23 protein-coding genes are annotated in these 24,943 nt (G+C 60.5%); 14 read left to right on the forward strand and 9 right to left on the reverse strand.

The annotated features are described in order from the left end of the window. The first annotated feature begins 72 nt into the window (after positions 1-72). The 9 genes from GVL50_RS03045 (at position 73) to GVL50_RS03085 (ending at position 9,567) form a co-directional block, all read left to right on the forward strand. Entirely contained in the window at positions 73-690 is a 618-nt protein-coding gene (locus tag GVL50_RS03045; protein ID WP_053116743.1) for an NUDIX domain-containing protein, read from the forward strand. Then, entirely contained in the window at positions 681-1,133 is a 453-nt protein-coding gene (locus tag GVL50_RS03050; protein WP_064117171.1) for a DUF1249 domain-containing protein, read from the forward strand. Before GVL50_RS03045 ends, GVL50_RS03050 begins: the two co-directional genes overlap by 10 nt. A gap of 99 nt (positions 1,134-1,232) precedes the next feature. Further along, positions 1,233-2,048, forward strand: coding sequence for a 3',5'-cyclic-AMP phosphodiesterase (cpdA, locus tag GVL50_RS03055; RefSeq protein ID WP_159811701.1), 816 nt, complete (start codon positions 1,233-1,235; stop codon positions 2,046-2,048). Between the two features lie 289 nt (positions 2,049-2,337). Then, positions 2,338-2,946, forward strand: coding sequence for a YqiA/YcfP family alpha/beta fold hydrolase (locus GVL50_RS03060; protein WP_053116746.1), 609 nt, complete (start codon positions 2,338-2,340; stop codon positions 2,944-2,946). A 41-nt stretch (positions 2,947-2,987) separates the two neighbouring features. After that, positions 2,988-4,895 carry a DNA topoisomerase IV subunit B gene (parE, locus tag GVL50_RS03065; protein WP_053116747.1) on the forward strand — a complete coding sequence of 636 codons (1,908 nt, stop codon included), beginning with the start codon at positions 2,988-2,990 and terminating at the stop codon, positions 4,893-4,895. Continuing rightward, positions 4,895-5,884 carry an esterase-like activity of phytase family protein gene (locus GVL50_RS03070; RefSeq protein ID WP_159811702.1) on the forward strand — a complete coding sequence of 330 codons (990 nt, stop codon included), beginning with the start codon at positions 4,895-4,897 and terminating at the stop codon, positions 5,882-5,884. Before parE ends, GVL50_RS03070 begins: the two co-directional genes overlap by 1 nt. Then, positions 5,881-6,405 carry a TIGR02281 family clan AA aspartic protease gene (locus tag GVL50_RS03075; protein ID WP_053116749.1) on the forward strand — a complete coding sequence of 175 codons (525 nt, stop codon included), beginning with the start codon at positions 5,881-5,883 and terminating at the stop codon, positions 6,403-6,405. The genes GVL50_RS03070 and GVL50_RS03075 overlap by 4 nt, the downstream gene beginning before the upstream one ends. A 7-nt stretch (positions 6,406-6,412) precedes the next feature. After that, positions 6,413-8,677 carry a DNA topoisomerase IV subunit A gene (parC, locus tag GVL50_RS03080; RefSeq protein ID WP_053116750.1) on the forward strand — a complete coding sequence of 755 codons (2,265 nt, stop codon included), beginning with the start codon at positions 6,413-6,415 and terminating at the stop codon, positions 8,675-8,677. Between the two features lie 176 nt (positions 8,678-8,853). Then, positions 8,854-9,567 carry a membrane integrity-associated transporter subunit PqiC gene (locus tag GVL50_RS03085; protein WP_053116751.1) on the forward strand — a complete coding sequence of 238 codons (714 nt, stop codon included), beginning with the start codon at positions 8,854-8,856 and terminating at the stop codon, positions 9,565-9,567. A 326-nt stretch (positions 9,568-9,893) separates the two neighbouring features. Here the strand turns inward: GVL50_RS03085 and GVL50_RS03090 are convergent, their stop codons facing one another. After that, positions 9,894-11,411, reverse strand: a complete 1,518-nt coding sequence (locus GVL50_RS03090; RefSeq protein WP_159811703.1) for an AhpA/YtjB family protein — start codon at positions 11,409-11,411, stop codon at positions 9,894-9,896. 134 nt (positions 11,412-11,545) lie between these two features. On the opposite strand from GVL50_RS03090, the gene serB reads away from it, so the two are divergent. Further along, a complete protein-coding gene (gene serB, locus GVL50_RS03095) occupies positions 11,546-12,760 on the forward strand; it encodes a phosphoserine phosphatase SerB (RefSeq protein ID WP_159811704.1) in 1,215 nt (404 codons plus the stop codon). A gap of 84 nt (positions 12,761-12,844) precedes the next feature. Here the strand turns inward: serB and GVL50_RS03100 are convergent, their stop codons facing one another. The 4 genes from GVL50_RS03100 to GVL50_RS03115 all read right to left on the reverse strand — a co-directional run bounded on the left by GVL50_RS03100 (position 12,845) and on the right by GVL50_RS03115 (position 18,148). Continuing rightward, positions 12,845-14,596, reverse strand: coding sequence for a molecular chaperone (locus GVL50_RS03100; protein WP_159811705.1), 1,752 nt, complete (start codon positions 14,594-14,596; stop codon positions 12,845-12,847). 276 nt (positions 14,597-14,872) lie between these two features. Continuing rightward, positions 14,873-15,733: an archaetidylserine decarboxylase gene (gene asd / locus GVL50_RS03105; RefSeq protein ID WP_053116755.1), complete on the reverse strand. Its 861-nt coding sequence runs from the start codon at positions 15,731-15,733 to the stop codon at positions 14,873-14,875. 18 nt (positions 15,734-15,751) lie between these two features. After that, a complete protein-coding gene (gene rhdA / locus GVL50_RS03110) occupies positions 15,752-16,567 on the reverse strand; it encodes a thiosulfate sulfurtransferase (protein ID WP_159811706.1) in 816 nt (271 codons plus the stop codon). Between the two features lie 42 nt (positions 16,568-16,609). Beyond that, entirely contained in the window at positions 16,610-18,148 is a 1,539-nt protein-coding gene (locus tag GVL50_RS03115; RefSeq protein ID WP_159811707.1) for an HDOD domain-containing protein, read from the reverse strand. Positions 18,149-18,314: 166 nt separating this feature from the next. Between GVL50_RS03115 and motA the strand changes: the two genes are divergently transcribed. Both motA and motB read left to right on the forward strand, forming a co-directional pair. Next, positions 18,315-19,166: a flagellar motor stator protein MotA gene (gene motA / locus GVL50_RS03120; protein WP_053116758.1), complete on the forward strand. Its 852-nt coding sequence runs from the start codon at positions 18,315-18,317 to the stop codon at positions 19,164-19,166. Between the two features lie 3 nt (positions 19,167-19,169). After that, positions 19,170-20,228 (forward strand): flagellar motor protein MotB, encoded by a 1,059-nt coding sequence (motB, locus tag GVL50_RS03125; RefSeq protein WP_159811708.1) that lies wholly within the window; start codon positions 19,170-19,172, stop codon positions 20,226-20,228. 108 nt (positions 20,229-20,336) lie between these two features. Here motB and GVL50_RS03130 read toward each other — a convergent pair whose 3' ends face one another. The 4 genes from GVL50_RS03130 to rsgA form a co-directional block, all read right to left on the reverse strand. Next, the gene (locus tag GVL50_RS03130) at positions 20,337-20,822 is read right to left on the reverse strand and encodes a toll/interleukin-1 receptor domain-containing protein (RefSeq protein ID WP_053116761.1); all 486 of its coding nucleotides are present in this window, start codon (positions 20,820-20,822) and stop codon (positions 20,337-20,339) included. Continuing rightward, positions 20,822-21,781: a caspase family protein gene (locus GVL50_RS03135; RefSeq protein ID WP_053116762.1), complete on the reverse strand. Its 960-nt coding sequence runs from the start codon at positions 21,779-21,781 to the stop codon at positions 20,822-20,824. The genes GVL50_RS03130 and GVL50_RS03135 overlap by 1 nt, the downstream gene beginning before the upstream one ends. A gap of 2 nt (positions 21,782-21,783) precedes the next feature. After that, positions 21,784-22,191, reverse strand: a complete 408-nt coding sequence (locus GVL50_RS03140; RefSeq protein ID WP_053116763.1) for a TIR domain-containing protein — start codon at positions 22,189-22,191, stop codon at positions 21,784-21,786. 211 nt (positions 22,192-22,402) lie between these two features. Continuing rightward, positions 22,403-23,434 carry a small ribosomal subunit biogenesis GTPase RsgA gene (rsgA, locus tag GVL50_RS03145; protein ID WP_007915800.1) on the reverse strand — a complete coding sequence of 344 codons (1,032 nt, stop codon included), beginning with the start codon at positions 23,432-23,434 and terminating at the stop codon, positions 22,403-22,405. 107 nt (positions 23,435-23,541) lie between these two features. Here rsgA and orn point away from each other — a divergent pair, with 107 nt between their 5' ends. Both orn and GVL50_RS03155 read left to right on the forward strand, forming a co-directional pair. Beyond that, positions 23,542-24,084, forward strand: coding sequence for an oligoribonuclease (gene orn / locus GVL50_RS03150; protein ID WP_053116764.1), 543 nt, complete (start codon positions 23,542-23,544; stop codon positions 24,082-24,084). Positions 24,085-24,267: 183 nt separating this feature from the next. After that, complete coding sequence (locus GVL50_RS03155) at positions 24,268-24,879, forward strand: trimeric intracellular cation channel family protein (protein WP_053116765.1); 612 nt, start codon at positions 24,268-24,270, stop codon at positions 24,877-24,879. Positions 24,880-24,943 lie beyond the last annotated feature (64 nt).

A 24,943-nucleotide genomic window follows, 5' to 3' on the forward strand; every position in this document is an offset into this window, starting at 1 on the left:
GGATGGCGCGAAGTCGAGGTTGCCAATCAAGCAACGCAGCCTCGTAATGGAATTGCAGTAAAGAGGATGCTCATGACTGATTTTGCCAACGCCATTCCGACCGCCGTCGATATCGTGCGGCGCGAAAAATGCTACGAGGGCTTTTACAAGCTCGACCGCGTGCACCTGCGCCATGAATTGTTCGCCGGGGGCATGAGCCGCGAAATCAACCGTGAAATCTTCGTCCGCCACGATGCCGTGTGCATGCTGCCGTACGATCCGCAGCGCGACGAAGTGGTGCTGATCGAGCAGTTTCGCATCGGCGCCATGGGCAAGACCGACAACCCGTGGCTGGTCGAGCTGGTCGCTGGTCTGATCGACAAGGATGAACAACCGGAAGAAGTTGCTCACCGCGAGGCGCAGGAGGAAGCTGGGCTGGACATCAAGGCCCTGTGGCCGATGACCAAATATTTCCCGTCGCCGGGCGGCAGCAACGAGTTCGTGCATTTGTACTTGGGGCGTTGCAGCACCGAAGGCGCAGGCGGCCTGCATGGCCTGGAAGAAGAGGCAGAAGATATCCGCGTCACGGTCTGGGCCTTTGAAGATGCCTTGCAGGCCGTCCGTGACGGACGCATTGCCAATGCGGCGAGCATTATCGCCTTGCAGTGGCTGGCGCTGAACCGCGCCGAAGTGAGGGGGCTATGGTTGTAAACAAGTTGCGCGATCGTTATCGAGTCGACCTCGCGGGGCTGCAAGCCGCCTGCGAGGCCAACTACGCGCGCCTGATGCGACTGGTGCCGGACATGCGCAACGAGCCCGAGGCGCGGCGTATCGCCGTGACCCAGGGCGAGCAGATGCTCGGCGTGCTGGCCCTCGAAGTGCTGCAAACCTGCCCGTACACCACCACGTTGCAAGTGCGTCAAGAGCACAGCCTGCCATGGCTGCCGGTGCCGCAACTGGAAGTGCAGGTCTATCACGACGCGCGCATGGCCGAGGTGGTCAGCGCTGAACATGCACGACGCTTTCGCGGCATCTATCCTTACCCGAACGCTGCGATGCATCAGCCGGATGAAAAGGCTCAGCTCAATCTGTTCCTGGGGGAATGGCTGAGTCATTGCCTGGCGCTGGGGCATGAGTACGAAGTCGTACGCTAGTTGTGAACTGCGTCCGGTTCACCGCTTTCCTCTTTTACTGATCCCCCAGCATAATTGCGGCACTTGATCGATTCCGTGCTTTTGCCTTGGGAGAACGCCTTGCCGAGCGTATCCACGTTGACCCCCGCCGATCCGGCGTTGCTGGTGCAGTTGTCCGACAGCCATCTGTTCGCCGAGGCGGACGCTTCGCTGCTGGGCATGAACACCCGCGAGAGCCTGCAAAAGGTCATCGACCTGGTGCTGGGGCAACAGCCGCAGATCGACCTGATTCTGGCCACCGGGGATATTTCCCAGGACGGCACGCTGGAGTCGTATCAACAGTTTCGCCAGATGAGCGCGCAGATTGCCGCGCCGGCGCGCTGGATTCCCGGTAATCATGACGAGCCGATGATCATGGCGGTTGCCGCCGTGCAAAGCGCATTGCTCGAGCCGATTGTGGATATCGGCAACTGGCGGGTGACGATGCTGGATTCGGCTGTACCCGGCTCAGTGCCGGGGTATTTGCAGGACGATCAATTGCAGCTGCTGGCCCGTTCGCTGAGCGAAGCGCCGGAGCGGCATCATCTGGTGTGCTTTCACCATCATCCGGTTCCGATTGGCTGCGCGTGGATGGAGCCAATTGGTTTGCGCAATCCTGAAGCGTTTTTCGAGGTGCTGGATCGTTTTCCACAGGCCCGCGCGGTGTTGTGGGGGCATGTGCATCAGGAGATTGATCGCGAGCGTAATGGCGTGCGGCTGATGGCTTCGCCGTCGACGTGCATTCAGTTTGAGCCGGGCAGTGAGGACTTCAAGGTGGGGGAGCAGGCGCCGGGGTATCGCTGGTTGCGGTTGTTGCCGGATGGGCGGTTGGAAACCGGGGTGGAACGCGTCACCGGTTTCGCCTACACAGTCGATTACGGCTCCAACGGTTATTGAGCGACAAATCAAAACCCTCACCCCAGCCCTCTCCCAGAGGGAGAGGGGGCCGACCGAGGTGTCTTTCGCTATCCATCGACCTGAAGCAGCGTTGTCGATTGCGGATTCACAGCAAAGCGTTCAGGTCGATGTAGTTCGCAAATATCCCCCATTCGGTCCCCTCTCCCTCCGGGAGAGGGCTAGGGTGAGGGCCGCTCGTGCTGTCACACCAATTTATCGAGCCCACCCCCAATCCCGGCCCTTCTCCCTGTAAACTCCGCTATCTTTCGCCGACACTCAGGGAGCTCAAATGTCCGGTTCGATCCTCTATATCCACGGTTTCAACAGCGCCCCGGCCTCGAAAAAGGCCTGTCAGCTGGTAACGGTGATGGAGCAACTGGGTTTGAGCGACAAACTGCGTGTCCCGGCCCTGCATCACCATCCGCGCGAAGCCATCGGTCAGTTGGAGCAGGCAATCGCCGAGCTGGGCAGCCCGCTGCTGGTGGGAAGCTCCCTCGGCGGCTACTATGCGACTCACCTGGCCGAGCGCCATGGCCTGAAAGCCCTGCTGGTCAACCCGGCGGTCAGCCCGCACCGGATGTTCGACGGCTATCTGGGCACGCAGAAAAACCTGTATACCGATGAAACCTGGGAATTGACCCACGACCATGTAACGGCCCTGGCCGAGCTGGAAGTGCCAGCACCTGTGGACGCCCAGCGCTATCAGGTATGGTTGCAGACCGGCGATGAAACACTGGATTATCGCCTCGCCCAGCAGTATTACCGCGCCTGTGCCTTGCGCATTCAGGCCGGCGGCGACCACAGTTTCCAAGGCTTTGCCGGGCAATTGCCGGCATTGCTGAGTTTTGCCGGCATTGGTGCCGATGTGTATCAGGCAATCGATTTCACCGCACTGTGAAGTCTTGCCCCTATTTCATGAATGACTGACGACGAGACCCTATGGCCACTCCCAGCGCTAGCTCTTATAACGCCGACGCCATCGAAGTCCTCTCGGGCCTCGACCCGGTGCGCAAACGCCCCGGCATGTACACCGACACCAGTCGGCCGAACCACCTCGCCCAGGAAGTCATCGACAACAGTGTCGACGAAGCCCTGGCTGGTCACGCCAAATCGGTGCAGGTCATCCTGCACGCCGATCACTCGCTGGAAGTCAGCGATGACGGCCGTGGCATGCCGGTCGACATCCACCCGGAAGAGGGTGTGTCGGGCGTCGAACTGATCCTCACCAAACTCCACGCGGGCGGCAAGTTTTCCAACAAGAATTACCAGTTCTCCGGCGGTCTGCACGGTGTGGGTATTTCCGTGGTCAACGCCTTGTCGACCGAAGTACGCGTGCGCGTAAAGCGTGACGGCAACGAATACCAGATGACGTTCGCCGATGGCTACAAAGCCACCGAGCTGGAAATCGTCGGCACCGTCGGCAAGCGCAACACCGGCACCAGCGTGTACTTCGCGCCGGATCCGAAATACTTCGATTCACCAAAATTCTCCATCAGTCGCCTCAAGCACGTGCTCAAGGCCAAGGCTGTGCTGTGCCCGGGTCTGCTGGTCAGCTTCGAAGACAAAGGCACCGGCGAGAAAGTCGAGTGGCATTACGAAGACGGCCTGCGCTCGTATCTGGTCGACGCCGTCAACGAATTCGAACGCCTGCCGAACGAGCCGTTCTGCGGCGCGTTCGCCGGTAATAAAGAAGCCGTCGACTGGGCGCTGCTGTGGCTGCCGGAAGGTGGCGATGCGGTACAGGAAAGTTACGTCAACCTGATCCCGACGGCGCAGGGCGGCACCCACGTCAACGGTTTGCGTCAGGGCCTGCTCGATGCGATGCGAGAATTCTGCGAATTCCGCAGTCTGCTGCCACGCGGCGTGAAGCTGGCGCCGGAAGACGTCTGGGAGCGCATTGCGTTCGTCCTGTCGATGAAAATGCAGGAGCCGCAATTCTCCGGCCAGACCAAAGAACGACTGTCGTCCCGTGAAGCGGCGGCATTCGTCTCCGGTGTGGTTAAAGACGCCTTCAGCCTGTGGCTCAACGCCAACCCGGAAACCGGTCTGGCCCTGGCCGAACTGGCGATCAACAACGCCGGCCGTCGTCTCAAGGCTAGCAAGAAGGTCGAGCGCAAACGCGTCACCGCAGGCCCGGCATTGCCGGGCAAACTGGCGGATTGCGCCGGCCAGGATCCAATGCGCTCCGAACTGTTCCTCGTCGAAGGTGATTCCGCCGGCGGTTCCGCCAAGCAAGCGCGGGACAAGGAATTCCAGGCGATCCTGCCGTTGCGCGGCAAGATCCTCAACACCTGGGAAGTCGACGGCAGCGAAGTGCTCGCCAGTCAGGAAGTGCACAACATCGCCGTCGCTATTGGTGTCGATCCTGGCGCGGCGGACATGAGCCAGTTGCGCTACGGCAAGATTTGCATCCTCGCCGACGCCGACTCCGACGGTCTGCACATTGCCACGCTGCTGTGCGCGCTGTTCGTCCAGCATTTCCGCCCGCTGGTGGATGCCGGTCACGTCTACGTCGCCATGCCGCCGCTGTACCGCATCGACCTGGGCAAAGAGATTTACTACGCCCTCGACGAAGCCGAGCGCGACGGCATTCTCGACCGTCTGGTTGCCGAGAAGAAACGCGGCAAACCGCAGGTCACCCGATTCAAAGGTCTGGGTGAAATGAACCCGCCGCAGCTGCGCGAAACCACCATGGACCCGAACACTCGGCGTCTGGTGCAGCTGACGCTGGGCGAAGACTACGCCGAAACCTCGGAAATGATGGACATGCTGCTGGCGAAGAAACGCGCCGGTGACCGCAAAACCTGGCTGGAATCCAAAGGCAACCTCGCCGAGGTGCTGACCTGATGCACTTTGGCTGGGCCTTGGCGGGTGCGTTGCTGCTGAGTTCAATGAGCGTGTCGGCCGAGCCGATACAAGAGCTGCGCCTGCTCGCCGAGCATCCGGTCGACGGCATGCGCGGCGGCAACCTTTCGGGGCTGGCGCTGTGCGGTAACGAGTTGTGGACGGTGTCCGATCGCGATGACGATCAGATCTACCGTCTCAATACCGGCGACAAGGTCTGGCAGGCCGAAACCGTGCACATCGACGTCCCGCCGGTACCCGACAGCGGTTTGCCGTGGGGCATCAGCTCGCGCACGTGGGCTGCATCGTTTGTGCGTGGCGGCGATCTGGATTTCGAAGGCATCACCTGCGACAACGCTGGCAATCGCTTCATCGTCAGCGAGGCCCACGCGGCCGTGTTGCAAGTGCCGCCACAAGGCCCGGCGTCATGGCTGAAAATCTCGCCAATGCTGGTCAAAGAAGCCCGCGCCAGTGGCATGTTGCTGCACTTCAATGCGCTGTTCGAAGGCTTGGCGATCAACCCGGCGGGCGATCAGATCTGGTTGGTCGCCGAGCGTGAGCGCCGTGGTCTGCTGACCATCAAGCGTCAGCAAACAGTCTGGGATTGCGACGGCGCTTGTGTTCTGCTCAGCGAAGCTGGCGTTGAAATGCAGCCGCCGCAGTTCCCCAAGGCCCGTGCCGTCACCCGTGATTTCGCCGATCTGTCGCTGTTCAACGGCAAGCTGTTCACGCTGGAACGCAATGCCTTCGAGATCTGCCGCCGCGACGCGGTCACGGCTAAAGTCGAGCAATGTTGGTCGTTCGCTGAAGATGCCTTGCAGCCGCAGCGCCAATACCCACAGGCCTACGGTCTGGCAGAAGCCTTGGTGGTGGATGCGCAGGGCGCGTGGATCGGTATCGACAACAATGAAGGCGTCCGCGCCGACGGCGAAAAACGCCCGATCATCTGGCGCTTTGCCGCGCCTGACGGTGGCTGGAGCGCCAAGCCTTGAGCCAGCAACCCCCGGGCAAACGCGCCGGTCGCGTGCTGATGATTCTGGCCTGGTGCGCGGCGCTGTTTCTCGCTACGCGGTTTTTCGGCCAGTGGGAGCAACGCCAGCAGAATCCGAACGTGGTAGTCAGTTCGGAGCAGGGCGAAGGATTTATTGAGGTGAAACTGGCCGGCAATGCCCAAGGGCATTTTGTCGCCAGCGGTCAGATCAACGGTGAGCCGGTGGAGTTTATGCTCGACACCGGTGCGACCGATGTGGCGATCCCGGCGGATCTGGCCAAACGTTTGAAGCTGGAAGAAGGTTTCGGTGTGACCCTGAGCACGGCCAACGGCCTGAGCCAGGGCTATCGGACAAAAATTGCCCGCCTGCAATTGGGCGACATCGTGCTGCGGGACGTCCGCGCACTGGTGGCGCCGGGGTTGCATGGCGATCAGGTGCTGCTCGGCATGAGCGCCTTGAACAAACTTGAATTTACTCAGCGCGGTGGCACCATGTTGCTGCGCCAGACAACGAACCGATGAGGCCTGCATGAGCAATCCCCTTGATCTCAGCCTGGACGGTGTAGAACGCCGGTCGCTGGCTGACTTCACCGAAAGTGCCTACCTCAACTACTCCATGTACGTGATCATGGACCGTGCGCTGCCGCATATCGGCGACGGTCTGAAACCGGTACAGCGTCGCATCATTTATGCGATGAGCGAGTTGGGCCTGGACGCCGATTCCAAGCACAAGAAATCGGCGCGTACCGTCGGTGACGTGCTCGGTAAGTTTCACCCGCACGGTGACTCGGCGTGCTACGAAGCGATGGTGCTGATGGCCCAGCCGTTCAGCTATCGCTACACGCTGGTCGACGGCCAGGGTAACTGGGGTGCGCCGGACGATCCGAAGTCCTTCGCCGCCATGCGATACACCGAAGCGCGCCTGTCGCGTTATTCCGAAGTGCTGCTCAGCGAACTGGGCCAAGGCACTGCAGACTGGGGCCCGAACTTCGACGGCACCCTGCAGGAACCGCTGGTGCTGCCGGCGCGCCTGCCGAACATTCTGCTCAACGGCACCACCGGCATCGCCGTGGGCATGGCCACCGATGTGCCGCCGCACAACCTGCGCGAAGTCGCCACTGCTTGCGTGCGTCTGCTCGATGAGCCGAAAGCCACCGTCGAACAGCTCTGCGAGCATATTCAGGGCCCGGACTATCCGACCGAAGCGGAAATCATCACGCCGCGCGCCGACCTGCTGAAAATGTACGAAACCGGCAAGGGTTCGGTGCGCATGCGCGCCGTGTACCACGTCGAGGATGGCGACATCATCGTCACCGCGCTGCCGCACCAGGTTTCCGGTGCGAAAGTGCTGGAGCAGATCGCCGCGCTGATGCAGGCGAAACCGTCGAAAGCGCCGCAGATCGCTGACCTGCGTGACGAATCCGACCACGAAAACCCGTGCCGCATCGTCATCATTCCGGTCAACAGCCGCGTTGATCACGACGCGCTGATGCAGCACCTGTTCGCCAGCACCGAGCTGGAGTCGACCTACCGGGTCAACGTCAACATCATCGGTCTGGACGGCAAACCGCAGCTGAAAAACCTCCGCGCCTTGCTGGTCGAATGGCTGGAATTCCGCGTGCAGACCGTGCGTCGCCGCCTGCAATTCCGCCTCGATAAAGTCGAGCGTCGTCTGCACCTGTTGGACGGTTTGTTGATCGCCTACCTCAACCTGGATGAAGTGATCCACATCATCCGTACCGAGGAACACCCGAAAGCCAAGCTGATCGAGCGTTTCGCCCTCAGCGAGATTCAGGCCGACTACATTCTCGACACCCGTCTGCGTCAGTTGGCGCGACTGGAAGAGATGAAGCTGCGCGATGAGCAAGACGAACTGCTCAAGGAACAAGCCAAGCTGCAAGCGTTGCTTGGCAGCGAAGCCAAGTTGAAAAAACTGGTGCGCACCGAGCTGATCAAGGACGCCGAAACCTATGGCGACGACCGTCGTTCGCCAATCGTCGAGCGCAGCGAAGCCAAAGCGTTGACCGAGCATGATCTGCTGCCGAACGAGAAAGTCACCGTTGTGCTGTCGGAAAAAGGCTGGATCCGTTCGGCCAAAGGTCACGACATCGACGCGACCGGCCTGTCGTACAAGGCCGGCGACGGCTTCAAGACCTCGGCGGCGGGGCGTTCCAACCAATCTGCTGTGGTGATCGACTCCACCGGCCGCAGCTATTCGGTCGCCGCGCACACGTTGCCGTCGGCGCGTGGCCAGGGCGAACCGTTGACCGGTCGTCTGACGCCGCCACCGGGCGCCTCGTTTGAATGCGTGCTGATGCCGGAAGACGACGCGTTGTACGTGATCGCCTCCGACGCCGGTTACGGTTTCGTCGTGAAAGGCGAAGACCTGCAAGCCAAGAACAAGGCCGGTAAAGCCCTGTTGAGCCTGCCGAACAACGCCAAAGTTATCGCGCCGCGTCCAGTGGCTGATCGTGAGCACAACTGGCTGGCCTCGGTCACGACCGAAGGTCGCCTGCTGATCTTCAAAATCAGCGATCTGCCACAATTAGGGAAGGGCAAAGGCAACAAGATCATCGGTATTTCCGGTGAACGTGTGGCCAGTCGCGAAGAATATGTCACGGACATCGCCGTCATTCCGGAAGGCGCCACGTTGGTGTTGCAGGCCGGAAAACGGACTCTGTCGCTGAAGGCCGACGACCTCGAACACTACAAAGGTGAGCGTGGACGTCGTGGCAATAAGCTACCTAGGGGCTTCCAGAGAGTGGATGCGCTGCTCGTCGAAAACCTCAATTAGGCGTCCTAGAGGCGTCGATCCACGATTTAACGCGTAGATCGACGCTTTGGCGCTGGAGTCGGAACGCATATTCACGGATGATATGGCCTTTCAAGCGCCGGCGTGGCCGAGCGTTCTTCATATTTATTGAGTATTTTCACTGTGGTCAGCCTTGTGGCGGCCACCTGGACGGGATGATGACTGCGCTACGCCTTCCACTTATTTTGTTGCTCGCCGGCGTTCTTGGCCTGGCGGGCTGCAGCGTTCACCAGCCGGTGTCGCTGTATCAACTGGACAGCGGAAGTCCGGTTCAGCCTGCGCAAAGCGCGGGCATGGCGGTTTTGTTGGGCCCGGTAGTCGTCGCTGATTACCTGCAACGGGAAACACTGCTGCAACGTCAACCGGACGGCAGCCTGCAAGCGGCGACCGATGGTCGTTGGGCCGGCAGCCTTTCGTCGGATATCGATCAGTTGTTGATGCGTCAGGTCGCGGGTCACCTCGACAGCCAACGTGTGGTGCTGGCACCGGCCACCAGCGGGTTTACCCCGGATGTGCAGGTGTTGCTGACCATCACGCGTCTGGACTCCGGCGTTAAACAACCGGCGATCCTGGATGCGCAGTGGCGTTTGATTGACCGCCGTGGTCAGGTGCGGGATAACCGCATCATTCATCTGCAAGAGCTGCATGCGGGCAGTACGGCTTCGCAGGTTCAGGCGCAGGGGATTTTGTTGCAGCGTCTGGCTGAGCAATTGTCGGTGGCGTTGAAGCCGTTGGCTAATCAGCCTCCGGTGGCTGAAGCGCCGCGTAAATCGGCACCGAAACCGGCAGCGCCGGCGGCGGACGCGGATAAGCAGCCGAAGATTCCAATGGCTTCGCCGATTCGGACGGATATGGAAGTGTTCCGCTTCTAACGCTGGATCGAGTTAAAACAGAGCCCGCCTTGTGCGGGCTTTGTTGTGTCTGGGGTTCTGCGTGAAAGATCAAAAGCCCCTCACCCTAACCCTCTCCCAGAGGGAGAGGGGACTGACCGAGGTGTCTGGCGTCATACGTCGACCTGCAAGCGCTTGGCGATTATGGATTCACAGCTGGGCGTTCAAGTCGGTGCAGCTCTGCAATATCCCCCAATCAGTCCCCTCTCCCTTTGGGAGAGGGCTAGGGTGAGGGGCTTTTCAGTCACCCACAAAAAAGCCCGCAGACAATCACTCGTCTGCGGGCTTCTGTGTTTCAGGCCGAACGCTTAAGCCCGACGCTCATGCATCCGCGCCAGTTGCCGTTCCAGCATCGACGGATAAGGCTCCATCAACCGCTCCACACAGCAAGCCCCCTCAGGGCTGGCGATCGGGCGGATTCGCGCGCGTTGGCGGATCAGCGCGTCGTCACCAATCTTGCGTTCCACCAGCAGCAGATTGCGGCTGTGCTGCGACAGGGCCAAAGCATCCTGCGCCGAATCCGTCAGCAGCAGATCGATCTGGCTCAACCCAAACAGCTCATCGCCCAAGGTCAGGCCCAACTGCAATTGCAGGGTGATGCCGCTGTCCGCGACTTCAATCTGCAACTGATGGCCCAGCGCGCGCAGCAGCTCGCCGCAGCAGATCGCGTTGGTCAGGTAATCGTCGCCGCTGTCTTCGGTGTGGAACAGCATCAGCGTGCTGCCGTCGTTCAAGGTTTCGATTTCACCCTGATACAACGAAGCCGCCTGATCGAGGCAGTCGCGATAACGTTCCAGTAATTCTTCCAGACGCGCACGCGGCAGGCGACGCAGTTGTTCCTGCGAACCCAGTTGCACGGCGAGCACCGCACTGTGTTGCGGCACGCTCGGCGTGGCTTTGCGCACGACCGGTTGCGGTGCTGCATCGAGCGATTCGTTGCGCAGATCGGCAAACGCATCGTCGTCTTCATCGTCTTCAACGGTGCTGACGACGTGGCGTGGCGCCGGTTTCTGGGCGGCCATCGGACGGCTTTCGTCGAAGCTCGGATCGCGCAGGTTGCGCACTTCGAACTCGGGCTCGTCGTCCTCTTCTTCGAATTCCGGCTCGGGTTCCGGTTCAGGCACGGGCGCTGGCTCGGGGGCGTAGTTGGCGTGCAGTTGACGCGCCAGATCGCCGATCTCGTCCTGACGATCCGTGCCTGGCGTGTACTCGTCGATGTTGCGCAGCCACACGCGCAATTGCAGCAGTGGCGTCGACAGATTACGGCCAATGCGCAGGCTCAGGGCCAGCGACAGCGCCAACAGAATCCCGCTGAGAATGCCCATGCTTTGCAGGCTGATGGTCATCGGCTGCTGGAACTGATCCATGTCGAGGCTGATGCGCAGTTGCCCGGCGGTCACGTCCTGGAACGTGATCTTGCTCTCGTACATGCCTTCGGCTTCGCCCAACAGGCTGTGCTTGGGCCGCTGACCGGACTCGGCGAGGATGCGATTATCCACGCTGTAGATCGCCGCGTGGGCCACCAGTTTGTTCTTGGTCAGGTTGTTGAGCAGCACGTTGAGGCTGAGGATGTCGTTGGACACCAACAGCTCCGTGGCAGAGGTCGCGGTCTGCGTGGTCAGGCTTTCGCCCAGCGCATCGGCCTGCTGGTGCATGGCCTGCTTGAATTGCAAACCCATCACGCCGGCATAGATCACCAGGGCCAGAGCGACCAGGATCACGTTATGGCTGGCAATGCGCAATGCAATCGGTACACGGCGGTGGCGCAGTGCACGGAAGATCAGCAGGAAGAAGTTATCGGTTTTAACTGGCGTGGGCCGGTTCACTGAGCTCGGCTCTTTTGTCCGTGAAGTTGACGCGCAGTATAGCGACAGGCCCTAGACCGGCAAAGCGCTGACGGTGCCCGATGGTCACTGAAAGTGGGTAGAATGCGGTTTTTTTCCAGTTGCGGGGGTGCGCGTTGCGCGAAATCGTCCTGATTAACATCACGGGAGTCGACCGTCCGGGTCTGACGGCAGCCATTACCGGTGTTCTGGCACAAGGTGGTGTGAACATTCTCGATATCGGTCAGGCGGTGATCCACGACACCCTGTCGTTCGGCATCCTGGTTGAAATTCCCGACTCCGAGCAAGGCAAATCCGTGCTCAAGGACATCCTGTTCAAGGGCTACGAGCTCGACCAGCAGGTGCGCTTCACCCCGGTGTCCGAAGAGGATTACCAGCAATGGGTGGGCAACCAGGGCAAAAAACGCCACATCGTGACCTTGCTGACCCGCAAAGTGACCGCCGGCCAATTGCAGGCCGTCAGTGCGATCACGGCCAAGTACGGTTTGAACATCGACCACATCGACCGTCTGTCGGGTCGCATGCCGCTGGACACGCCGGCGGACAAGGGCAAGGGCTGCATCGAGTTTTCCGTGCGTGGCGAAGCGGCCGATCCGCAGGCCTTGCGCGCCGAATTCCTCAGCGTCGCCCAAGAGCTGAACGTCGACATCGCCTTCCAGGAAGACTCGCTGTTCCGTCGCAACCGGCGTCTGGCCGTGTTCGACATGGACTCGACGCTGATCGAAGCGGAAGTGATCGATGAGCTGGCCAAGGCTGCCGGTGTCGGCGAGCAAGTGTCGGCCATTACCGAACGGGCGATGTCCGGCGAGCTGGATTTCCGCGCCAGTTTCAAAGAACGTCTGGCGCTGCTCAAAGGCCTTGACGTCAGCGTGCTTGATTCGATCGGCGCTTCGCTGCGTCTGACCGAAGGCGCGGAAACGTTGTTCGCCGAGCTCAAACGTCTGGGTTACAAGACCGCGATCCTGTCTGGCGGCTTCACCTATTTCGCCAAGCAATTGCAGGCCAAACTCGGCATCGACTACGTGTTCGCCAACGAACTGGAAGTGGTCGACGGCAAGTGCACCGGCGTAGCGATCGAGCCGATTGTTGATGCGCAGCGTAAGGCTGATTTGCTGAAAGAGTTGGCACACAAGGAAGGTTTGCGTCTGGAGCAGACCATTGCCGTGGGCGATGGCGCTAACGATCTGCCGATGCTGGCAATTGCCGGGCTGGGTGTGGCGTTCCGGGCCAAGCCGTTGGTGAAGCAATCGGCGAAGCAGGCGATTTCGACGTTGGGTCTGGATGGTGTGCTGTATTTGCTGGGTTTCCGTGATCGTGATGGGCAGTTGTAATTAAAGATCAAAAGATCGCAGCCTTCGGCAGCTCCTACATGGTTTTTCTCCTGTAGGAGCTGCCGAAGGCTGCGATCTTTTGCTTTATAGCGACTTCCACAACGAATCAAAATCCTCCTCGCTCCCGCCATTCTGCGCGGCTTCCAGCGAGCGGTAAGCGAACTGATTAAAACTGTGCGTACTCGCCACCCGCCGATCCAGCCCGGCGCGGTGTTCTTCGCCGTGGGTGTTGATCAGCACTTTGCTGCCCTCCTGAAACGGCAGGCGCGGTGCTAGCAGCGTCGCGGGCACGTCAATGGCGCTGATCTCAGGCAACAATAATCCACGCAAATACTGGCTGTGATCGTCCCGCGAACGCACCAGTTGCAAGCCGCAGGGCTGCGCGTGTGGCGCCACCAGTTCAATGCCCATTTGCGTGCCGCCGCCGCGCACCTGACGAATCCAGCGAATCACCGCGATGCTCCAGCCCAGACTGACGCTGTCCTGAATGCCGAGCATTTCCCCGGCCTGCAACTCGGCGGGCACTTCTTTCGGCCAGCCTAAACAGTAGCCGCCGGGGCTGTGATTGATCACGGGCAATGAGTAGGTCGGATAGTGCGGTGCGGCGTCGGCGCTGCTTTCATCTTCGCCGAGGTGGTCGTACTGGATTTCTTCGTAGGGCAAAAACTCCTCGTTGTTCTGTGGCGCGGCATCGAAGGCCTGGCTCCAGCTGTCCTTTTCACCCTCGGCCACGGCGTGGCTGAAATTCGCTGCGCGGGCGCCCGGATGTTTGAGCATGTCGCTGAAACTGCGCTCGCCGCCAAGGTAGAAGTGCAGGGCGCTCATGCCGACGCACACGGTCAGATTGCCTTGGCCGACGGTGCGCTGAAAACTGCGTTCAGCCGCTTCGCCCCACGTCGCGTGTAAATGTTGCAGCGTGTCGAAACTCAGCCCGGTCGGGACGGGCAAAGGCTTGGACGTGTCCTGATGCAGCAAATGCGCTTCGAGGGTATTCACCAGCGGTTGCGGATCGAAGCCGAGCAAACCGGCGCGTTGCTCTCTGCGGAACATGCTGCGGTAACGCGGGCCGACATCGAGTTCGGCGCTGATCGCAAACAGGCCGTCGTCGGGCGTACCGGGGTGCAGCTTGAGCAGGGCGCTCCATGGTTCAAGCTCTTCGGCAAGGCGGGCGATCTGGTTCTGGCGCAGTTGATTGCAGCGCGCGCTGCCGAGGAGCAGGGCGGCGATGTAAGTTTGTTCGAGGCTCAACTCGGTGGTCAGGCTGGCCAGATCGTCATGCACGCGCCGCTGTTGCAGCTGCAATTCACACGAGGTGCGATAGAGCTGATGCAGCTCAAACCACAAATGCTCTGGCGGCGGACTGTACAGCTGGGTTGCGCGAACCAGTTGGCCCTTCAACGCATGCACCGCGCGCTGCAACGCCAAACCGAGCAGCGCCGCACGATCCTTGCTGTACTTCGGCGCAATCCTCAGGACGATCTGTTTGTAACCGATCGCCAGATGACTTTGCAGGGCCTGACACAGATTGCTGATCTTGCGCGAACGCTCATCGAGCATGATCGCCTGATGCAGGAAATGTCGCTCCAGATGCTGACAGACGAAATACACCTCGGGCCGCAGCAATTCGAGCAGGTGCTGACGATTGTCGCTGGGGGTGAGTAATTGGTTGAGTTCGCCGAGGCCTTGATACAACTGACGGGCGGTTTCGCCGATGTTGGCCTTGGGCAGGCCGGCGATCCAGCGCTTGAGGTCGCGCGGAGTGGCTTCGCAAAATGACAGGCGCGGCTGACTCGGGGTCGGGGCGCGCAGCTGTGGGGGAGGGATGGTCTGGCTCATGCCAAAAACCATAGCAGCAAATAAGCGAGCGGGTGTTCTGCCTCAACGCATCGTCATTGAAGATGCATACAAAACAACGTGTAGGAGCTGCCGCAGGCTGCGATCTTTTGATCTTCGGACGCGGAGCGTCCACGGCTGCATTCCCACGCAGAGCGTGGGAACGATCAACAAAACAACGTGTAGGAGCTGCCGCAGGCTGCGATCTTTTGATCTTAAAACCAGGATCAAAAGATCGCAGCCTGCGGCAGCTCCTACAAGGATTGTGTGTTTCTGGAATCAGGCGTTTGGCAGTGCCAGGCCTTGGCCCATCTGCACCGGCGAACCGGCAACCAGTTCTTCAGCCCATTTCACTTGATCCGGGCCGAACAGCACGATTGCGGTCGAGCCCAGTTTGAAGCGGCCCAGTTCAGCACCTTTCTCCAGATGGATCGGCGCACGCGCGGCTTCGTCGTAGCGGAAGGTTTTCAGCTCACGCTTCGGCGGGGTGACCAGACCGGCCCACACGGTTTCAATCGAAGCGACGATCATCGCGCCGACCAGCACCACCGCCATCGGGCCGCGCTCGGTGTCGAAAATGCACGCCACACGCTCGTTGCGAGCGAACAGTTCCGGCACGTTTTCAGCGGTGGTCTGATTCACCGAGAAAATCCGGCCCGGGATATAGACCATCTCGCGCAGGGTGCCGGCCAGCGGCATGTGCACGCGGTGGTAGTCCTTCGGCGACAGGTAAATAGTGGCGAAGTCGCCGCCCATGAACGGTGCCGCATTGGCCGCATCACCGCCGAGCAGTTCGAGCACGCTGAAGCTGTGGCCCTTGGCCTGGAACACGCGACCGTGTTCGATCGGACCGAGCTGGCTGACCGCACCGTCGGCCGGGCTGAGGATCGCGCCCGGGGTTTCGTCCAGCGGACGCGCGCCGTCTTTCAGGGCGCGGGTGAAGAAGGCGTTGAAGTGCTCGTAAGCGGTCAGGTCTTCCACCAGCGCTTGCGACATGTCGACTTGATAACGCTTGGCGAACCACTGGGTGAACGCATTCTTGAACCAGCGCACGCGGCACTCGGCAACGCAGCCGGCCAGGCGCGACAGCAGGTGATGAGGCAGCAGGTACTGACTGAGGATAAACAGACGCTCTTTCATTAGTTGTCCTTAAAAACCTTAAATCTCGACTGGCGTGTCAGGGTGGTTGCCCCATTCGCCCCAGGAACCGGCGTAGCCTTTGACCCGCGGATAACCGAGGGATTTGGCCACCAGATAAGTGAAGCCCGACCGGTGATGGGTCTGGCAGTGGGTAATGATTTCTTTGTCCTTGGTGATCCCGAGGTCTTCGAGGATCTGCGGCATGTCAGTACGAATTCGCAGCTGACGCGCCTTGTCCATGCCCGCCGTCCATTCGAAATTGACCGCGCCGGGAATGTGCCCGGCCTTGGCGGCCAGCACTTTCTCGCCGGAGTATTCCAGCGGCCCGCGCGCATCCCAGATCGCCAGATCGGCAGCCCCGAGACGGCTTTGCAGGTATTCGCGGGTCGCGGTCGGCTCGTCGTGCAGGGTCAGCGGCAGCGGGCCACCGACGGCTGCCGGCACCTGAATCGACATCGGCATGCCATCCGCCAGCCACGCCGGCAAACCACCGTCTATATAGTGGTACTTGTGGTGACCGATTACGTCGAGCAACCAGATGAAGCGCCCGGCCCAGCCGCCGCCCTCGTCGTCGTAAACCACGTAGACCGCGTCCTTGCGATGACCCAGCTCGCCGAACAATGCTTCCAGATCGGCTTTGGCCGGCAGCAAACCCGGCGCCGGCGGCTGGCCGAGCTGGGTACGCTTGGGGTCGACAAAGCGCGCGCCGGGGAGATGTCCCTCGGTGTAGCGGGCGGCACTGGTCAGATCCACCAGAATCAGCTCTTCAGACTCAAGCCGAGGCAGCAGGTCGCTCGGTTCGATGACGAGCGGCAAGCCAGAGAAGTCAGACATGCGAGGTCTCCAGAGCACAAAGGGGAGGATTGTAGCGCAGCCTCATCGGCCACGGCTGCTAAAGCTGTGCAGGGCTTTTTCGATGCACTGCGCGGTTTTGCCAAAGGCCTGCACGGTGATGTCGGCAAACGGCCCGCCGCCCTGATCGGCGACGACGATCATGATCACCCGGCCATTGTTGACCAATGAACGCAGGAACAAATGCTCACCGCGAAACAGCGTGCGCAGGCCCGATGGCAGCAACGCGGAAAATTGTGCGTTGTTGTCCGGGTTGATCCGCACCTGCGCCTGTTGCGCGAGTAAACGTTGCAGGGCGCTGCTCTGGCTGACGACAAAATTCAGCGCTGCCGCTTCTTTCGGCAGGCCGAAGGTTTGATTCACGCGCAGATTGGATTGCGTGCGGTCAGCCATCAGGACCATCACCCGGCGCATGCCGCTGGCCACCAGCGCATCGCGGGCGGCGACGGTCAGGCTCATGGCATTGGTGAAACGGCTCGGCTCGGCCAGCAGTTCGGCGCATTGCTTACGCCACTGGCCCAGGTCTTCAGAGGTCGGCGCGGCGGCGGGCAACATCCCGGCGGGTAAACGACGAGTGCCCCACGGCCACAACAGCGAAACCGCCGGGTGCCACAAATCAGGCATCGCATGTTGCCGGGCACTGTTCGCGGCTTGTTGGTGCAACTGTTGCTGCACCTCGTCCATGGAAATCTGCAGATATAGGCTGGTCAGGTACTGCCAGCGTTCACTGTGCGGACTGTCCCAGGCCTGTTGCGCTGACAGCGCCAGACCGTTGGCCAGCAGCACGGTGTTGGCCGGTTGGTTGAGCCAGCGGCGCAAAGTCGGGTCATCGTCGAGGCGATTTTGCTGGCGCAGCGGGTGTTCGCTGTCGCGGGCGATGCGCAGCACTTTGACCAGTTCACGCTGTTCGCTGAGCAACAATTTATAGCCTTGCTGCACCCAGATCGGCAGGTGCCAGACCGCAACCAGCGCTTCCGCGATCCGCAGCAGGCGCACGCCGAACAATTGCTTTTCGACGGTGCGCGCCGACTCGCCCTTGTGGATAACCCGCAGCTCCCACTCTTCGAGCAACTGTGGATAAGTCAGCGCCAGTGGCCACAGCGGCGACAGAAACAACAGGCTGCCCCAATGAATGTCCTGCCACAGCCGCGCCAGGCGACTGGCGAAAAAGCCATTGGCCTGTTGCGTCGCGTGCTGGCTGATCATCTGCAATTGGCGCAGGGCCTTGGGGATTTGCATCTGCGGTTCGGCTGGCAGGCGCGCGAGCAATTCTTCGGTGCGGGCGAGGCCGAGACGGTTGATCGCCACTTCCAGATTTTCCGCCGGCGTGCCCATGTTGCCGTGGGTGTGACGATTGGCCTCACGGATGATGCTCAAGGCCAGCGCCGGGCTGTCCTGCATTAAATCGGCGATGTCGCGCAGCGAGCTGCGGTTATCACGGATCGCGCGACAGACCTTGTCGTGTGCCTCTTGCGGCACGGGCAGGCGAACGCTGTCGAGCAGCTTGACCCAGCCTTCGAGGGTGGTCGGTTTTGCGTGTGGGACGTTCGTTTCATTAGCCATGTCTGGACGGGATCTTCATCTGCTTTAGACGCGCCCGGCATGGGCTAAATTGGCTTTTCGCCTGAACTGGCTATAGTCTGGCGCAGTTTTGCCGATAAGTAGAAGAAGAGATTTTTTAACTTCCGAATATGACCTTGAACCCGACTTAAATAAGTACTTTCTACCTATGGCTAAAATTATCGGCATCATCGTCGTATTCGCGAGCGTGCTCGGCGGATACGTGCTTTCCCACGGCAAAATTGCCGCCCTGATCCAGCCTTTCGAGGTGTTGATTATCGGTGGCGCGGCACTCGGTGCGTTCCTGCAGGCCAACCCCGGCTACATGACGATGCACGTGCTCAAGAAGTCCCTGAGCATGTTCAGTTCGCGCTTCACCCACACGTTCTATCTGGAAGTGCTGGGTCTGATCTACGAGATCCTCAACAAGAGCCGCCGCGAAGGCATGATGGCCATCGAGGGCGACATCGAAGATGCCGCCGCGAGCCCGATCTTCGCCAAGTACCCGGCCGTGCTCAAAGATGAACGCATGACCGCGTTCATCTGCGATTACCTGCGCATCATGTCGTCCGGCAACATGGCCCCGCACGAGCTGGAAGGCTTGTTCGACATGGAGCTGTACAGCCTTAAAGAAGACCTCGAACACCCATCCCACGCGGTGAACGGCATCGCCGACGCCATGCCGGGTTTCGGTATCGTTGCGGCGGTACTCGGTATCGTGGTGACCATGGCCTCGCTGGGTGAAGGCGATCAGAAATCCATCGGTCTGCACGTCGGTGCGGCACTGGTCGGTACCTTCTTCGGTATTCTCGCCGCGTACGGTTTCTTCGGCCCGCTGGCGCATTCGCTGGCCCACGACGCCAAGGAAGAGCTGAACGTTTACGAAGCCATCAAGGCCTCGCTGGTGGCTTCGGCTTCCGGCATGCCGCCGTCGCTGGCAGTGGAGTTCGGGCGCAAAGTGCTGTACCCGGCGCACCGTCCAAGCTTCGCCGAGCTGGAACAAGCGGTTCGCGGTCGCTAAGTCATGGAAAATAATCAGCCGATTATCATCAAGCGCGTCAAGCGCATAGCCGGTGGGCATCACGGCGGGGCGTGGAAAATCGCCTTCGCCGACTTTGCGACGGCGATGATGGCGTTCTTCCTCGTGCTGTGGCTGTTGTCCACCGCCACACCCGAGCAGAAGATCGCCATCGCCGGTTATTTCAAAGACCCGGTCGGCTTCTCCGAAAGCGGCACGCCGTACATCATCGACTTGGGCGGCACGCCGACCCTGGCGCCGGAAAACACCCTCAACCCTGAGGTGAAATCCCAGCCGCAACCAGACAAGGTCACCGTCGACACCGAACAGGTCGAAGGCATGGCCGAGCAGGTCGAGAAAGAACGTCTGGAACTGCTCCTGCAAGAACTGCAGAACAAGGTTGACGAGAACCCGCAGCTGCAGAAATTCAAGGATCAGATCCTCTTCGAGATCACTCCGAATGGTTTGCGCATCCAGATCATGGACGCTGAAAACCGGCCGATGTTCGACTCAGGTTCTGCACGCCTGAAGCCGTATTTCGAAGACATCCTGCTGGCGATGGCCGATACGATCAAAGCGGTGCCGAACAAAATCAGCATCAGCGGCCACACCGACGCCAAGCCGTACACTGGCACCGGCGATTTCGGAAACTGGGAGCTGTCGGCCAACCGCGCCAACGCTGCACGTCGTGCACTGGTAGCGGGTAGCTATCCGGATGCGCAAGTGGCGCGGGTCGTCGGTTATGCCTCGTCGGCGCTGTTCGACCGGGAAAACCCGTTCAATCCGGTCAACCGTCGTATCGACATCGTCGTCCTGACCAAAAAGGCCCAGGAAGCGATCGAGGGCGCGCAAGGTGCAGACGCAGCGAAACCAGTCGATGAAAGCCACAACGGCGCCACCCCGGCAACGCCGGTTGATCCGAATGCTCTGCCGGCGGATCAGCAACCGGTGCCGCCGCATGAGTTGCGTGAACGGCTGAACTTGTTTGATGACGCCGCGCCGAAACCGGCGGAACCGGGGAGTGCGGCGCCAGCGCCAGCGCCGGCTCCTGCGCCGAAGCAGTAAGAAACGAAAAAGCCGACAGTGATGTCGGCTTTTTTGTGGCTGTCGGTTTCATTTTGCAGATCATTTTCGTAACGCCACGAAAATGATTGGAAGGCGGTCAGTGAGGTCTCAAAACCCCCGCCGAATCCTGCCCTTCAACTGATCATGAAACTGCTCGGCATTCCTCTTGTAAGTCCCCTTCATCGACTCACTCATCGAATCCAGCATCACCGAGCGCTTGTTCGTCACTTCCTCACGATAAGCATCAATAAAGAAATCCAGATCTTTATCCGTACTCAATTTCGGCCATTTATCCAGATACAGCGGCAGCTCCGCCGGCCCGGTCTTGAACGAGCAGATCCGCCGGTTGCTGATGGTCGCCTCGCCAATCTCGAACGGCACCCACCACGACGAAGCCGTCCGCTCCGACACCACCGCCAGCAAGTGCGTGCACTCGGTGATGTTGCGGGTGATGACGCCGGTGATGTCGTCGGTGGTCTGTGATTCCGGATCGAGCACATCCAGATAAGTCTTGATGTTCGCCTGTTTCAGACGACTGTTGATCGCCATGGCCTGCATACGATCCATGTGGCGGTAGCTGATAAACACAGGCATCAGAAGTGTCCTTTGATTGCGAGTTCGCGGTAGTAGGCGCCGAGCGCGGTGAGGCGGCAGCCGGTGGAGTGGAGGGCGGCGTAGTACATGTGCTCGGCGTCGACCGGTTCGATCAGGCTGTGGCGATTGCACTTCTGCAGTTGCGCGAAGACCTCGCCGTGTTCCGGATTGAAGCTGGCCTCGGTCGGTTCGTAGCTGGGATCGAGCGGGTAGGTCGATTCGGCTTCGGCAAACCATTCGGGCAGTTTGCGCAGGATCTCTTTGGGGATCAGCGGCGAGACTTCGCGCAGGGAAATGAACTGCGACACATTGGTCTTGAACACAGGGCGTTGTTCCCACGCGTCGAGCGCGTTGTCGACGAAGGAGTAGAGGCTGCCGGGCGTGATCTTGCCGAGAATGTTCGCCGCGCCGCCGTGCAAAGCCTGCAGCAGCAATCCGGTAAACACGCCGTGTTGCGCGCCTTCCATGGCCGGTTCTTCCTTTTTGCACGCGGTCAGAATGGTCATGCCTTCGCCGACCACACTGCTTTCGCTGCGCAAGGCGCGCACTTCACCGGCGGCGCCGCTTTGGCAGCAATCGAGGATGATCACTTTGTTCTTGATGCGTGTGGCTTTGCTCGCCCAGTTGAGGATGTCGCTGATGCGGATGCCGTCCTTGGCGTTGCGATAATCCTGGGGCAGCAACATGCCTTCGTCATTGTCGGTATCGAAACCGCCATGCCCGGCGAAATACAGCAGGGCGACATTGCAGTCGCCGGAAAACAGCTCGCGGATCTGGTCTTCGAGCATCTCCCGACCCAGGTAATCCTCAGCCGACGTCAGCACGACGTTCTTGAAGTTGGGGTCGCCGTCGGCGTCGGTTTTCAGCACCGAGGCCATGGCCATGGCGTCATTGCTGCAACCGCTCAGGCGCGAAATATGCGTGTAGTCGTTGATGCCGATAAACAGTCCCTTGCGCATGATCAGGCCGCCGTGTGCAGGCGGATCGCGCCGACGATGCTGTTGGTGTTCCACGCGCATTCGGCGTGTGCGGCGTTACGCACCACCGTGGAAATGCGCTCGGCGCCGAACGGTTTCACCGCGATGATCACCTTGCCCATGCGCTTGGCGATCTCGATTTCCTTGTTGATCCACTTGCTGTAGGTCGAATACATGCCGGCCATGATCAGCACCGCCGAGCACGGACGAATCTTGTTTTCGATGGCTTCTTCGAGCTGTTTGTCAGTCTGCGCGCCCATGATCGGGTTGTGCGGCGGCACCGAAAAATTCTTGTAGGTGAAGTCGGGGTGGGCACTGAGCAGGCGCACCAGATTGTCGTGGGCGTGGGAGTAGTTCCACGAGTGGCTGATGAACAAATGGTAGGTTTGCATGGGGGGTCCTCTGGGGCGCGAACGTGCGACGAGGAACTCAATGTAGGCTCATGAAGCGTGCCCACAAGGCTTGGGCGAAGAAAGAGAAATGTCCTGCAAGCAGGCGTGCAAAAGTCCTACAGAAAAGACCGATGTTTAAAAAAGGGAGGAGGGTGTCAGGGAAAAACCGACCTCCGGCAGCCCTTGGGGAAAGGGCTGCCGGTGCGACTGTTTAATAGCCGTTTTCGGGCAGGCTGGCGATGATCGAGCGGTAGCTGTTCATGCGCTGTTGCTGAACGCGGCCGTCTTCCAGAGCTTTGAGCAACGCACAACCGGGTTCGCGGTCGTGCTTGCAGTCGCGGAAACGGCAAGTGCCGAGCAGGTCGTCGAACTCGATGAAACCGGCTTCAACATCGGCGCGGCTGACGTGGCCGAGGCCGAATTCACGGATACCCGGGGAGTCGATCAGCTCACCGCCGCCGGGGAAGTGGAACAGGCGCGCGGTGGTCGTCGTGTGCGTGCCCTGACCGGACAACTCGGACAGCGGCCCGACGCGGGTTTCGACTTCAGGCAGCAAGCTGTTGACCAGCGACGACTTGCCGACACCGGACTGACCGACGAACACGCTGATGCGTCCGTCGAGCTGCTTTTGCAGCTGTTCCATGCCGTCACCGTGGTGCGCCGACACTTCCAGCACCGGATAACCGAGCGTGCGGTACACCGCCAGCAGCGCATTGAGCGCCGGTGCGTTGTGCTCGTCGATCAGGTCGAATTTGTTCAGCAGCAGCAACGGGCGGATGCCGGCGTGTTCGGCGGCGACGAGATAGCGGTCGATCAGGTTGGCATGCGGCTCGGGCAGCGGGGCGAAGACAATGACGATCATGTCGACGTTGGCCGCGACCGGCTTCAACTGGCCTCGGCTGTCCGGACGGCAGAGTTCGGTGGTACGCGGCAATTGCGCGACGATCACACCGATGCCCTGATTGCCGGCACGCCAGACAACCGTGTCGCCGGTCACCAGTGCAGGCAGGTTGGCGCGCAAGTGGCAGCGGAAAACCTGGCCGGCCTGTTCGCCGTCAATGGCCTCGACTTCGACTTGCACGCCGAAGTGAGCGATCACCAGACCGGTCTGTTCCGGGCCCAGGTCGCCGCCCTCCAGGGCTTCGACAGCCGAGGACTCGCGTTTGGCGGCGCGTGCGGCGCGTTCGCCCTGAATCTTTTCGATGCGCCAGTTTTGACGACGATTGAGTTGGCGTTTGGCCATGGGTGTTCCGTCTGAAGAATGCAGCGATTAGGTAAAACGGCCGCGAGTTTAGCACGCCCGGCAGCCGGCCTAGGCTAAACTGCGCAGCATTGCTCAGGAGCCGAAACATGCAAAACCCGCAGAATCTGATCTGGATCGACCTCGAAATGACCGGCCTTGACCCGGACAACGACGTCATCATCGAAATGGCCACCATCGTCACCGACAGTGACCTCAACACCTTGGCCGAAGGCCCGGTGATCGCCATCCACCACAGCGACGAAGTGCTCGCGCGCATGGACGAATGGAACACCCGCACCCACGGCAACTCCGGCCTGACCCAGCGCGTGCGCGACAGCCGCATCAGCATGGCCGAAGCCGAAGCGGAAACCATCGCCTTCCTCGAGAAATGGGTGCCGAAGGGCAAGTCGCCGATCTGCGGCAACAGCATCTGCCAGGATCGGCGCTTCCTTTATACCCACATGAAAGCGCTGGAAAGCTATTTCCACTACCGCAACCTCGACGTCTCGACGCTCAAGGAACTGGCGGCACGCTGGGCACCGGACGTACGCGACAGCTTCAAAAAGGGCAGCACCCATTTGGCGCTGGACGATATTCGCGAATCGATCGCCGAGCTGCAGCACTACCGCAAGCACTTCATCAAGTTCTGATGCGATCCCTGTAGGAGCTGCCGCAGGCTGCGATCTTTTGATCTTGTTTTTGAGGTTTAAAACAAAGATCAAAAGATCGCAGCCTGCGGCAGCTCCTACGGGGTTTTGTGTTTGCTGCGGCGCCCTCTTTTGGTGCCGCACCGAAATGGCTAGACTGCGCGCCTTCCTGACTGGATCGCCACCATGTTGCTGATGCTCTATCTGATTGCCATCACCGCTGAAGCCATGACCGGCGCGCTGTCTGCCGGTCGTCGCGGCATGGACTGGTTTGGCGTGGTGCTGATCGCCTGCGTCACGGCATTGGGCGGCGGTTCGGTGCGCGACGTACTGCTCGGACACTACCCGCTGACGTGGGTCAAACACCCGGAATACCTGGTGCTGACCTCGGTCGCGGCGATGTTCACCGTGTTCACCGCCCGCTGGATGCGCCACCTGCGCTCACTGTTTCTGGTGCTCGACGCCGTCGGTCTGGTGGCCTTCACCCTGATCGGCTGCATGACCGCACTGGAAATGGGCCACGGCATGCTGGTTGCCTCGGTCAGCGGCGTGATCACCGGCGTCTTCGGCGGCATCCTCCGCGACATCTTCTGCAACGACATCCCGCTGATCTTCCGCCGAGAACTCTACGCCAGCGTCTCGTTCGCCGCGGCGTGGTGTTACATGCTTTGCCTGTATCTGAATGTGCCAAGCGAACAGGCGATCCTGATTACGTTGTTCGGCGGCTTCCTGCTGCGCCTGCTGGCGATCCGCTTCCACTGGGAAATGCCTAAGTTCGTCTATAACGATCAGCCGTAACGCGATATTCCATGTAGGAGCTGCCGCAGGCTGCGATCTTTTGACGTTGTTTCAAGATCAAAAG

This window comes from Pseudomonas sp. 18058, from assembly GCF_902706155.1.
GTDB lineage: Bacteria > Pseudomonadota > Gammaproteobacteria > Pseudomonadales > Pseudomonadaceae > Aquipseudomonas > Aquipseudomonas rustica.